At 57.1% G+C, this 12299-nt stretch carries 10 protein-coding genes and 1 pseudogene; 5 read left to right on the forward strand and 6 right to left on the reverse strand.

What is annotated here, in order from left to right; genetic code table 11:
* Positions 1 to 38 precede the first annotated feature (38 nt).
* Positions 39 to 2111: a Hint domain-containing protein gene (locus BLW66_RS05700; protein WP_089945968.1), complete on the forward strand. Its 2073-nt coding sequence runs from the start codon at positions 39 to 41 to the stop codon at positions 2109 to 2111.
* A 25-nt stretch (positions 2112 to 2136) separates the two neighbouring features.
* Here BLW66_RS05700 and BLW66_RS05705 read toward each other — a convergent pair whose 3' ends face one another.
* The 3 genes from BLW66_RS05705 to BLW66_RS05715 are packed head-to-tail and all read right to left on the reverse strand — an operon-like array spanning position 2137 to position 4593.
* Positions 2137 to 3138: a 5-oxoprolinase subunit C family protein gene (locus BLW66_RS05705; RefSeq protein WP_089945969.1), complete on the reverse strand. Its 1002-nt coding sequence runs from the start codon at positions 3136 to 3138 to the stop codon at positions 2137 to 2139.
* Positions 3131 to 3820 carry a 5-oxoprolinase subunit B family protein gene (locus BLW66_RS05710; RefSeq protein ID WP_089945971.1) on the reverse strand — a complete coding sequence of 230 codons (690 nt, stop codon included), beginning with the start codon at positions 3818 to 3820 and terminating at the stop codon, positions 3131 to 3133. Before BLW66_RS05710 ends, BLW66_RS05705 begins: the two co-directional genes overlap by 8 nt.
* Positions 3817 to 4593, reverse strand: a complete 777-nt coding sequence (locus tag BLW66_RS05715) for a LamB/YcsF family protein (RefSeq protein WP_089945973.1) — start codon at positions 4591 to 4593, stop codon at positions 3817 to 3819. Before BLW66_RS05715 ends, BLW66_RS05710 begins: the two co-directional genes overlap by 4 nt.
* A gap of 140 nt (positions 4594 to 4733) precedes the next feature.
* Between BLW66_RS05715 and BLW66_RS05720 the strand changes: the two genes are divergently transcribed.
* The 3 genes from BLW66_RS05720 to BLW66_RS05730 all read left to right on the forward strand — a co-directional run bounded on the left by BLW66_RS05720 (position 4734) and on the right by BLW66_RS05730 (position 7594).
* Positions 4734 to 5693, forward strand: coding sequence for a TRAP transporter substrate-binding protein (locus tag BLW66_RS05720; RefSeq protein ID WP_089945975.1), 960 nt, complete (start codon positions 4734 to 4736; stop codon positions 5691 to 5693).
* A 67-nt stretch (positions 5694 to 5760) separates the two neighbouring features.
* Positions 5761 to 6288, forward strand: a complete 528-nt coding sequence (locus tag BLW66_RS05725; protein WP_244508562.1) for a TRAP transporter small permease — start codon at positions 5761 to 5763, stop codon at positions 6286 to 6288.
* A gap of 4 nt (positions 6289 to 6292) precedes the next feature.
* Positions 6293 to 7594, forward strand: coding sequence for a TRAP transporter large permease (locus BLW66_RS05730; protein WP_089945977.1), 1302 nt, complete (start codon positions 6293 to 6295; stop codon positions 7592 to 7594).
* Here BLW66_RS05730 and BLW66_RS05735 read toward each other — a convergent pair.
* A complete protein-coding gene (locus BLW66_RS05735) occupies positions 7591 to 8112 on the reverse strand; it encodes a winged helix DNA-binding protein (protein WP_089945979.1) in 522 nt (173 codons plus the stop codon). The genes BLW66_RS05730 and BLW66_RS05735 overlap by 4 nt on opposite strands.
* Before the next feature lie 222 nt (positions 8113 to 8334).
* On the opposite strand from BLW66_RS05735, the pseudogene BLW66_RS05740 reads away from it, so the two are divergent.
* Positions 8335 to 8550, forward strand: a pseudogene (locus tag BLW66_RS05740) (transposase); the annotation flags it as partial.
* Here BLW66_RS05740 and BLW66_RS05745 read toward each other — a convergent pair.
* Complete coding sequence (locus BLW66_RS05745) at positions 8540 to 8821, reverse strand: hypothetical protein (protein WP_089945981.1); 282 nt, start codon at positions 8819 to 8821, stop codon at positions 8540 to 8542. The pseudogene BLW66_RS05740 and the gene BLW66_RS05745 overlap by 11 nt on opposite strands.
* 130 nt (positions 8822 to 8951) lie before the next feature.
* Positions 8952 to 12284, reverse strand: coding sequence for an error-prone DNA polymerase (locus BLW66_RS05750; RefSeq protein ID WP_244508563.1), 3333 nt, complete (start codon positions 12282 to 12284; stop codon positions 8952 to 8954).
* Positions 12285 to 12299 lie beyond the last annotated feature (15 nt).

Here is a 12299-nt window from a genome sequence, read left to right on the forward strand (position 1 = left end):
ATCATCAAGCCACCACGACCGAATAAGAAAGACGCGCAATGGCGACCCACGACGTAAAATTCTACGCGATTGATCCGCTCAACATTTTCTCCAGCACTCCGGGCAACACGCGGACCTACACTGGCCCAGCGGAGCCCGATGCTAAGGCGACCATTACCGACAACCAGACCGGTGCCGGAAGCGAGACGTTCGAGGACATTCAAAGCGGCGAAAGCGCTACGATTGCGACCACAATCAATGGTGTGTCCTCGTCCGGCGATACCGTGTGGGCCGACGAGAGCTGGACGCTCATCGACCAAGTGACTGGCCAAAGCTTTCAAATCGTCTCGATCCGCATCAACACCGGCCCGAATGCTGGCTGGTACACCCTGTCCGAGATACCACTGGTCGCGGGGCGCAGCTATCAAACTGCCGATTTTGACAACACGCCCAGTGCCGCGGCTGGCGATCCCACGTTCAGCTATGCCGACTACGTCTCGGACGCCGAAGATGGCGTAATTCAAGGCACAGCCGGCGACGACATCATCGACAAGAGCTACACCGGCGACCCAGACGGTGACCAGATTGACCAAGGCGACGCTGTCACCGCCGCCCAGTTCAACTGGACAGATTACGCTGACGAAACGGATCTAAGATCCGCCTTCTCGCAAGACACGGGCGGGATCACGGTTGGGGTGACTTACTCCGACCCGAACCCCTCGGATCAGCTTTCGGCCGAAACGACGGAGACGATATACGTCGCTGGAGGTGAGCCGTTTAACTCCACCTCCGCAGGCTATATGTTCGCAGGAGGCGCGGCTGAAGACACGACGCTGACATTCGACTTCTCCGCCAATGGCGGCAGCGGCTTAGAGAATGAAGTCCAGAACGTACGCTTCCGGATCAGCGACATCGACGGCATTGCGCCCGACGGGGTGAATGACTTCCAAGACATCGTGCGCGTTCAGGCGTTTGATGCGGACGGGAACCCAGTCGATGTAACGATCACAGGCGGTTCCAACCACACGGTTGACCCTGCAACGGGCACGATCACCGCGGGGCTTACCAACTACAGCCCCGCCAGCGCGCAAGCATCCGCCCTTATCGAAATCGCGGGCCCTGTCTCTCAGGTTGTTGTCACGTACGACAATGGCGGGACAACGCAGCAGGCAATCTACTTCTCTGATGTTCACTTCGATGCCGTCGACGTGGGCGGCTACGACGACGTGGTAGAAGCTGGCGCAGGTGACGATATCATCACAGCTGGTACTGGCGACGACACCGTCTATGGCGGCGCAGGCAACGACACCATCAACACGGGCACCGGCGACACATCTTATGGCCAAGCCGGAAATGACACCTTTGTCATTGATACCGAAAACATCGGCGGCGGTACGTTGTTTGTCGATGGCGGCTCCGAGGGCGCCACAGACGTGGACACCCTCAACTTTAACGGCCAGCTCCAGTATGGCTCCCTCGTTAAGAATGCCGATCCCAATGATTCAGGCGCGTTCTCGGGCTCTGCCACCCTGCTTGACGGGACGGTCGTCACCTTCGACAACATCGAAAACGTCCTGTGCTTCACCGACGGCATGGCGCTCGACACGCCACGTGGGCCGCGTCTGGTAGAAGATCTGAAACCGGGTGACTTGGTGCTTACCCGTGACAACGGCCCGCAACCTGTACGTTGGCACGGTCGACGCGATTTGGTTGCGGCACCGTCCGTTGCACCTATCGAAATCGCTGCGGGCTTACTTGGAAATGTGCGCCCTATCCGCGTGTCTCCGCAACACAGAATTCTGTGCGCAGGCTACCGCGCGCAGCTTTACTTCGGGCATGATGAAGTTTTGGTTGCGGCAAAAAGCTTGGTGAACGGCAGCAGCGTACGTCAACTAGACGCGGGCGCGGTCAGCTATCACCACATCCTCTTTGACCAACATGAAATCGTCACGTGTGACGGTGTCGCGAGCGAAAGCTACCACCCCGGCAGCTACAGCCTGCCAGGGTTGGACAACTGCGCGCGCGAAGAACTGTTCGGCCTGTTCCCAGAGCTTAGAGCCGACCCATCCAGCTTCGGCCCGTCTGCGCGTTTTTCTGTCAAAGCGTCCCAAGGGCACCTTTTGGCGGCATAGAGGTCCGCATGACGACAAGTGAAGGCTAGTCGAAAATGCAACCGTGATTTAGGTTTTCCCGCATCAACCGCTGCGCCAATGACCCACGCGGAGTAGAAACCTCTTCAAGGTAACGCCGCCTGCCGGCGTAAAACGCGCGCGATTCGCTAACGGCGACGTCGCTTGAAATAGATGTGAAATTCATTGACTGCCCCGCCCGATACTGGCTCAGGCGATCGGTATCGGATGACAAAACTGTCGCTATTTTTGGATACCCGCCGACAGTCTGGTGATCCGCCAGAAGAACAGTCGGGACACCATCGCCGGATACCTGCACCGACCCACGCACGATGGGTTCAGAAGGAATCGACAACGCGCCGTTGAGGGGAAGCCTCGGTCCATCCAAACGCATGCCCATCCTGTCGTAGGCGCCAGAAACCTTAAAACTCTCAGCGCAGAACTGCTCCAATGTCTCTTCGGAGAAGTACTTTTCCTGCGGCCCCAACACCACGCGCACAGGGCCATCCTTGATAAACTCTGGCTTGGCGATATCGCCCAGCCGATCATCGCACAAGATTGCATCCTCGACGTGGAGCTTTTGGCCAGTCTGGACCGTACCCCCGCCAAATCCTGAAGTGGAGTGCGTAGCCTGACTACCCAACCACGTCTCGGACTGTAAGTTCCCCGCGAAGGCCACATAGGCCCAGCTTCCAGTGTTTCCGGACCGGATAGACAGACGCTCGCCGCTTTGTAGCGTCAGCACCACCCAAGAGGCGTATTTTTGACCTGCGTGATCCACGATAAAATCACCTCCAGTCACGGCAAGAGTAACCGCACCTTCGGTGCAAGTCAGCGTCAGCCCCCCAAGCGAGACTTCGATCCCCGTTTGCCCCGCGACGTTCCCAAGCGCGGCGTTAGCAGCATCAAATGCCAATCGGTCCATCGGTCCAGAAGCAGGTACCCCGAACCGCATATTCCTTGGCCGTCCGGCGTCTTGGATGGTGACCAACGGGCCTGCAAAGGAAACTGAGAACACGGCATCAGACATAATGGGCCGCCTTGCTAAGCCGATCAAACTCCGCGAGATCAATCCGACGAAAAACGATCTTATCCCCTACATCGAACAAAAAGGGATGGTTCGGGTCACCCGTCAGAATTTGTGTCGGGGACCGCCCGATACGCGACCATCCGGTCGGCATGGTCAGGGTCGTCACCAGACATTGCTGGTCAGCGATGATAACACTTCCCGCGGGCACATCCCGCACGGCGGCCGGCTTGCGCGGCACGCGGATGTTATTTGGTACGCCGGACAAATAGGCATAGCCCGGTGAGAACCCGTACATTAAAACTGAAAACTCACCCGCAAGATGGGCGTTGATAACAGCGTCCTGCGACAGCGAGGTCGCCGTCGCCACGGCTTCCAGATCTGGCGCCAAAGACGCGTCGTAACACACGTCAACGTGCCGTAGAGTTCCTGTAACCTTTTCCAGCGTCAGGGTGGTGAGATATCTTTCAAAATCTGTGGCGATCGCTTCGTGCGTGGTTTGGCATGGGTCGAAAGAGACCAAGAGGTTCACCAACGCCGGCACAACCTCAATCATACCAACAGGCGGATTTTGGGAGATCGCCCGATCCAACGCCATGACGCGATCATGAATCTCATCGCTGAACACCTCCGCAAATGACACGAGAAGTGCTTGATCGCCTACGGCTTTGAACTGTGGCGTCACTTGGCGCTTCCCTTCGACATGAAGCTCGCGATCTCTATTCCGTGGGCACTCAATCGTTGATGGATTTCGCGGGCCATGCTCACGGCCCCCGCACTATCCCCATGGACACAGATAGAGTCAGCCACAAGGGGGATCGGGTCGCCATCAATGACGGGCATCAGGCCAGTATCAAGGTACGAGATTAGCCGCTCTGCGGCTTCTTGCGCATCGTGGAGCATTGCACCCTTTTGGCCGCGAGGGACCAATTGACCTGACTTCAGATAGCCCCGGTCCGCAAAAATTTCCGAGAATACGGGGGCGCCAAGCTCACGGGCAGCCAACTCCTCTTGTGTGCCGGAAATCGCCAAAAGAGCCAGTTTAGGGTCTATTTTCTGGATGACCTTGACGATTGCGTCAGCAACATCGCGGTCTCGCGCTGCGAGGTTTGCCAAAGCCCCATGCGGTTTTACATAACTCACGGGCACGCCCACCACCGAGGCAATTCCTTGCAGCGCCCCGATTTGCGCGGCGCACATACGTCCTATCTCGGCTGGGGTCATGGGTATGACCCGCCGCCCAAACCCAAGAATGTCATTAAATCCCGGGTGTGCGCCGACGGTCACGCCGTTTTCGCGCGCCTGCTCCAGCGTTCGGAACATTGTCTCGGGGTCGCTTGCGTGGCCGCCGCAGGCGATATTGGCAGATGTCACGATAGCCAGCATTTCTGCGTCGTCGCCCATTGCCCAAGGCCCATAGCCTTCGCCCAAATCAGAGTTGATATCGATGGAGGTCATAGAGCTATGAATACCCCTTGCTCTTGAAGCTTGGCGCTTCGATTCTGAAATACTATTGCTTTATTTGTATAACGCTGACAATTTGTCAACGTTATACAAATGGATTCGGAAAAAACCAGAGTCCCAACACGGAGAGACACATGAAACATGCAATCGTCTTTGCAGCAGCGCTTGCCTGCGCGACATCCGCTTCAGCCCAAAGCTGGGATATGCCAACACCGTATGGTGACGCGACATTCCACACGCAGAACATCAGCCAGTTTGCCGACGATGTTCGCGCCGCCACGGACGGTGCATTGGACATCACTATTCATTCCGCTGGTTCCTTGTTCCCGCATGCTGAAATAAAAGGCGCGGTGCGGAACCGTCAGGTCCCGATCGGCGAGTTCTTCTTGTCCCGTCTCTCAAACGAGGACTTGGCATACGGCATCGACAGCCAGCCATTCGTGGCAACCAGCTACGACGATGCAGCGACGCTTTGGGCTGCCCAAAAGCCGGTCATCACCGAACTGCTTGCAGAGCAAGGCCTGAAGCCGCTGTTCTCGGTTCCGTGGCCAGCGCAGGGCCTATACACCAACGGTGAAATCGAATCCGTCGCGGACCTGAACGGGTTGCGCTTCCGCGCCTATAACGCCGCCCTCGAAGAGTTCGCAACACTGGCAGGGGCCGCACCGGTGCAGATCGAGGCATCTGATATCCCTCAGGCCTTCGCGACCGGCCAAGTCGCTGCAATGATCACGTCGCCTTCCACTGGCGTAAACTCAACGGCATGGGATTTCGTGACCCACTACAGCCCGATCAACGCTTGGGTGCCAAAAAACATCGTCGTGGTGAACCAGCGGGTCTTTGACGGTTTAGACGCGGATACCCAAGCCGCAGTTTTGACCGCAGCAGAGGCCGCAGAGGCACGTGGTTGGGAAATGTCAGTCGCAGAGGCAGACAGCAAAACCGCCGCCTTGGCCGAAAATGGCATCACCGTTTATGAGCCAAGCGCCCAACTGGTCAGCGATCTGGAAGGCATTGGCAAGACAATGCTTGAGAACTGGACCGCGAACGCGTCCGACAGCGCCAAATCAATTTTGGATGCCTACAGCAAATAGGCGTTTTTCAAGAACGGTCGGCTGCGCCCCGCGTAGTCGGCCAGTTTAATTGCGACAAGGGAAACGCATGATGGGCCTGCTCCTTCAGAAACTCTATGATATTTGCGGGGCAATTGCCGGCGGGCTGATCTTGCTGATCTGCCTGCTTATCTCTGCCCAGATCATTTTAAACGCGGGCGGTCGTTTGGCCCCTGGCGTTCTGCCGTCCACTATACCGTCCTACGCGGATTTTTCCGGCTTTATGTTGGCCGGAGCGACCTTTCTAGCGCTCGCGCACACGCTACGCGCTGGCGGGCATATTCGTGTGAACCTAGTCACAACACGACTTCCGTCGCGCATTCAGTTTTACATGGAGGCTGTTGTCCTGATCGTCGCAACAGCCGTTGTCGGCTACGCTGCGTGGTTCATGATTGATCTCGTACGCGAGAGCATCCACTACGGCGACGTCTCAAACGGCATCGTACCCGTAGCCCTGTGGATACCGCAAAGCGTGGCCGCCTTCGGTGTCACCCTTCTGGGAATCGCGATCGCCCACACCTTTGTCGAGCTCCTTCAAGCGGGGAAACCCGTCCTATCCACTCCGGACGAGGTCTAACAGGATGTCAGATCCACTTATCGCGCTAACCCTACTCGCCGTTCTGATCGCATTGTTGGCCTCAGGACTTTGGGTTGCGATCTCCTTGTCCATCGTCGGGCTGGTCGGGCTTGTCGCCTTCTCTAACGCGCCATCCGGATTGATTCTGGCGACTACTTTTTGGGGTCACTCCCACAGTTGGGCACTCACAGCACTGCCCCTGTTCATCCTGATGGGGGAGATCCTTCTGCGATCTCGCATGAGCGACGATATGTTCACAGGCCTTGTCCCATGGCTTAGTCGCGCTCCGGGCCGCCTATTGCACGTCAACGTCTTTGGCTGCGCGATATTCGCGGCCGTCTCTGGCTCGTCCGCAGCAACGGCAGCAACCATCGGGCGTATGTCCATCCCCGAGCTCACCAAGCGCGGCTATCCTGAAAGCCTGATCCTTGGTACCCTTGCGGGGTCGGCCACGCTTGGCTTGCTGATCCCCCCATCCATCATTCTGATCGTATACGGCGTCGCGACAGAGCAATCCATCGCGCGGCTCTTTATTGCCGGCATTCTGCCCGGCGTCATGCTTATCAGCCTTTTTGCAGGCTACGTTGCCGTGCGCGCATGGATGAATCCCGACCTGATCCCACCCGTCGAGCAACAGTTTTCGTTCAAGGAAAAGGTCATGGCGTCGCGCCGCTTGCTGCCAGTTGCATTGCTGATCGGGGGCGTCATCGGGTCAATCTATGGCGGGCTCGCATCCCCCACAGATGCCGCGGCCCTTGGCGTTGTGCTGGCCACAATACTGGCATGGGCGTCCGGCTCTTTCAGCTGGGCCCTATTTGCGGACGCCGTTATGTCGGCCACCCGCACATCGTGCATGATTGCCTTGATCCTGCTCGGCGCGGCCTTCCTTTCAATCTCAATGGGTTTCACAGGCTTACCGCGCAATCTGGCCGCGTGGATTTCCGACATGGACCTGTCGGTTACAGCGCTGCTTGTGGCGTTGACGCTGTTCTTCATCGTCCTTGGCTGTTTCCTCGATGGTATTTCGGTCATCGTGCTGACAACCTCAATCATCATGCCAATGGTCACAGCGGTCGGGATCGACCCGCTTTGGTTCGGGATATACCTCGTGATCGTCGTCGAAATGAGCCAGATCACACCGCCCGTGGGCTTCAACCTGTTCGTTATTCAGGGTCTCACGGGGATCGACATCCTGCGGATCGCAAAAGCGGCATTTCCGTTCTTTTTGCTCTTGCTCGCAGGTGTGATCCTGATTTGCATCTTCCCACAAATCGTGACGGCGCTGCCAAACCTGATGAACCGCTAAAGCGAAGACGCCGCGCGGCCCGCCTGATCGTACTGCCCTGACAGGGCACGCAGGCTGGCCGCGATTTCGCGCATCTCTTCACCCGTCATATCAAGCCGCGAGAGCCCGTCCAGAAAACAGCGCGACCGCACGTCTCGATAAGCGTCGCACAGCTCTTCCCCCGCCTTTGAGACGCTGTAAAAAACTTCCTTGCCCCGTTTTTCTGAAGTCAAAAGCTCCATCTTTAAGAGCTTCCGCAAGGCGTAATTAACCGTATGCGTGTCTTCGATGTTGAGTAGAAAGCAAATGTCCGCCAGCCGCTTTCCACGGCCACGGTGGTTGCAATTGTGCAGCACTAAAATTTCCAACGGTGTCATGTCGACGTTTCCAGCCGCCGACATACAACGCGTCATCCACCGCGAGAATGCGTTATAGGCAATGATCATGCCATACTCGATTTCAGAACTTTCCCAATTCTCTCCATCCGCCAAATGGCGGGATGACACGATACGACGCTTTGCGTCGGGGTTCTTTGACATATTGATACCACAACAAAACATTGGCGTTTTGACAGTAAAATACACGATTTCTCTCCACTGAACACCGGTTTGATCGTCGACAATCCAACAAAACTGCTTGTGCGTTCAGCGCATCAGTTGCTTGAGGCCTGTTGTCCCCGTGTTTGAGTGAGCTTGGATGGCATCGTTGGGAACCCTGCCCCGCCAAGGTCGCAGTTGTCTACACGCCCGACACCAAATAGCGAAGCCTTGTCAGACAGGGGCACAAGGCTCTGCATCCCTAGTCGCAAGTCACACAAGTAGACCGTTAGATACGACAAGCGCCGTTACAAACGCCGCAACCGCATCGAGAGACTGTTTGGCAGGCTCAAAGACTGGCGAGGCGTCGCAACCCGCTATGACCGTTGTCCCAAAGTGTTCCTGTCAGCAATCACCCTCGCTGCAACCGTCATATCCTGATTACGAGTCCTGAACCTAGGCCGAGCAAGGTAAAACCCAGCAGGACGCCCACCACGAGGCGGTTAGAAAGGATATCGCTGATCCAAATCAGCCATTCAATGAAACCTGAATTCATCGCAGAAGCTCGCGCTGCCGATACGAAGGCCTCCAGGAATGTTTCGTATGCAAGAGTAGCAACGTGATCGATAAGCCACTTGATTGCGCCGGTCGCAACCGAAAACCCGCTGCCCCCCAAGCCAACTTGCGGTTTTGGGTCTGCTTTGACCACCATCTCCGTATTGCGCCCATGCCGAAACACCTCCCCGATGTGGAGTCCTAATCAACACCCACATCCTTCTTGGTACGTTTGACACATAAGCCCGCCCATTTTGCTCAATGCTGCGCCCTGGACGAACGGCGGCTCAATGAAAATCACGGCTCGGGAACAGGCGTTTCGCTTGATCTCGCGGATGCATGGCACGGGCGGGATAGCGAGCTTGTTTTAGAGTATCATCGGCGCGCGCGCCCTCGGTTATGAGGGCTTCGGGCAGCGGGTGACCTAGGTCTGACAATTTGTGGGACATGTCCTGCACGTTCTGCGCAATCAGATGCACAACGATGCCCTCGCGTTGCAGATAGCCCTTCACCCTTAGCAATCTCCCCCCCATGACTATACGGCGGAACCTTTTGTAAACCTTGGGCCAGATTACGACGTTACTGACCCCAGTTTCATCCTCCAGCGTTAGGAAAATCACCCCTGAAGCCGTACCCGGGCGCTGGCGGGTGATCACCAAACCGCAAACGCTGTAACGGCCAGGGGAAACGTCTTGCAAGGAGGCATGTGTCACCAATCCAGGCAGCGCGGGGCGCAACAACTCCATTGGGTGCGCCCGCAATGTCAGTCCGGTGGACACGTAATCCTCGACCACCTCTTCGCCCAATTCCATGGTTGGCAAATGTATCTGTGGTTCATCAATGGCTTCACCGTCAATCGGGTCGTTGAACAACGGCAGTGGTGTGGCGTCGCGGATCGCCTTCACCGCCCAAAGCGCATCACGGCGGGCAAGGCCCATGTCGGAAAATACGTCCGCCTCGGCTAGGCGTGTCAGCACATCGGGCCGTAGACCGGCACGCAGCCAAAGGGCCTCGGGGTCGGGATAGCCATTGCCGCGTCCGGCCACGATCCAGCCTGCGTCTTCTTCTTTGAAGCCCTTGATCTGGCGAAAACCAAGGCGCAACGCAAGCGCGCCATCGGGGCGGCGTTCCAACGTATTGTCCCATTCCGAGTGGTTGACGCAGATCGGGCGGGTTTCCACGCTGTGTTCACGCGCATCGCGCACTATCTGGGCCGGGGCATAAAACCCCATGGGCTGGGAATTAAGCAGCGCACAGGCAAAAATCGCCGGGTGGTGGCATTTCAGCCAAGCCGATACATAGGCCAGCATGGCAAAGGCAGCGGCGTGGCTTTCGGGGAACCCGTAATCGGCAAAACCCTCAATCTGGGAAAAGCACCGCTTTGCGGCCTCAAGATCATAGCCGTTTTTCAGCATGCCCTGGATAAATTTATCCTCAAACGTCCCGATTGTACCCATGCGCCGGAATGAGGCGAGCGACCGGCGCAAATGGTCAGCCTCCTCTGCGCTAAACCCGGCCCCGACCACAGCGATTTGCATGGCCTGTTCCTGAAACAGGGGCACACCAAGCGTGCGTTTTGTGACCTCTTCTAGGGCGGGGCCAAAGGGTTCGGCCTGCTCCAGCCCCTGACGACGCCGGATATAGGGTCGTACCATGTCGCCTTGGATCGGACCGGGGCGCACGATAGCAACCTCGATCACCAAATCGTAAAATTCCTGCGGCTTCATCCGAGGTAGGAAATTCATCTGCGCCCGGCTTTCCACTTGAAAGACGCCGACCGCATCGGCGCGGCACAACATATTATAGGTATCGCAATCATCTTGCGGGATCGTTGCAATGGTCTGCGTGATGCCCTCATGGTGCTGCAACAGCGCAAACGCCTTTCGTATGCAGCTCAACATGCCGAGGCCCAACACATCGACCTTCAAAATACCCAATGCGTCGATGTCATTTTTGTCCCATTCGATAACAGTGCGGTCCTCCATCCCGGCGTTTGATATGGGCGCTAGTTCGTCCAGCCGCCCGCGCGTAATGACAAAACCGCCAACATGCTGAGATAGATGGCGGGGGAATCCGATGATTTCTTCGATCAAGCGAATGGTCTGCATCAAGCGGCGGTCTTCGGGGTCAAGGCCAAGTTCGCGGATACGGTCCAGATCGACGCCGCCATTGGTCATCCCCCAGATCTGGCTGGATAGGCCAGCGGTTAGGTCTTGAGACAACCCCATGACCTTGCCCACTTCGCGGATCGCGGCGCGGGATCGGAAATGAATGACGGTGGCGCAAAGTCCTGCACGGTGGCGACCATATTTGCGGTAAATCCACTGAATGACCTCCTCGCGCCGCTCATGTTCAAAATCGACGTCAATATCCGGCGGCTCGCCCCGGTGTTTTGAGACGAACCGCTCGAACACCATGGAAATCATATCCGGGCTGACATCGGTGATCCCCAGCAGGTAGCAGAGAATCGAATTAGCGGCCGATCCGCGCCCCTGACACAAGATGCCCTGAGATCGGGCGAATTGCACAATGTCATGAACGGTCAGGAAATAAGACGGGAACTTCAACGCACTGACCACGGCCAGTTCTTTGTTCATCAACTGGATTGCGCGGTCGGGCGGGCCATCGGGGTAACGCCGCCCCAACCCTTCATGGGCCAGCCGTTCCAGACGAGCCTGCGGGGTTTCAGTCCCCGCGTCCTCATGTGGGTATTCATAAGACAACTCCCCGAGATCGAAACTGCATCTATTGGCGATCTCAACTGTGCGGCCCAGCGCGGCGGGGTGGTTGCGAAACAACCGTGCTAAATCAGCCCCAGACTTCAAACGGCGCTCTGCATTGGGCAGTGCACGGGTGCCGATTTGGTCAATGGTGATGTGTTCCCGCATACAGGTCAGCACATCGGCCAACTGCCTGCGATTGGCGCGGTGCATCAGAACGTCCCCAACCGCGACCATAGGCGCGGATGTTTTGTGCGCCAACAGGGCGCAATCCGCCAGATAGCTTTGATCCGTGCCATCATATCGCGGGACTGCGCCCAGAAAAACGTGATTGGAAAAATGCCGCCGAATGGCCTGAATATCTGGCGCGGATTCGGCTAGGCCGGTTTGTGGCAAGGCAATCAAGATCATGCCTTTGCAGGCGGCCATCATGTCTTTGCGATACAGGTGGCATTGGCCTTTTTCGACCCGCCGCTTACCCAGTGTCAGCAATCGGGTCAGCCGTTTATAAGCCGCCAGATCGCAGGGCAAGGCAAGCCAATTCACGGGACTGTCCTGCAAAACCAAACGGCAGCCAACAATCAGCTTCGGTAGCGAAAATACTGCCGGTTTTGCGATTGGATCGCCCTGCCCAACCTCTTGTCGTGACGAGGAATCAGTCTGGCGCTGGGAGCGGATCCGTAGAGCGCCTTCTGCCCCGCGCTTCAATTCCTTCAACGCGGTCCAAGCCCGCACGACACCGGCAAGAGAATTGTGATCCGTTATGGCAATGGCGGACAGGCCCAGTTCTACTGCGCGCATAACCAATTCTTCGGGGTGGGATGCCCCGGTTAGAAAGGTAAAATTCGTCGTTACGCAAAGTTCCGCATAGGCCTGCCCCTGAGCATCTAAATCTAGCATGTCCCGGCGAAAGGC

It is taken from the genome of Litoreibacter albidus, assembly GCF_900107015.1.
GTDB lineage: Bacteria > Pseudomonadota > Alphaproteobacteria > Rhodobacterales > Rhodobacteraceae > Litoreibacter > Litoreibacter albidus.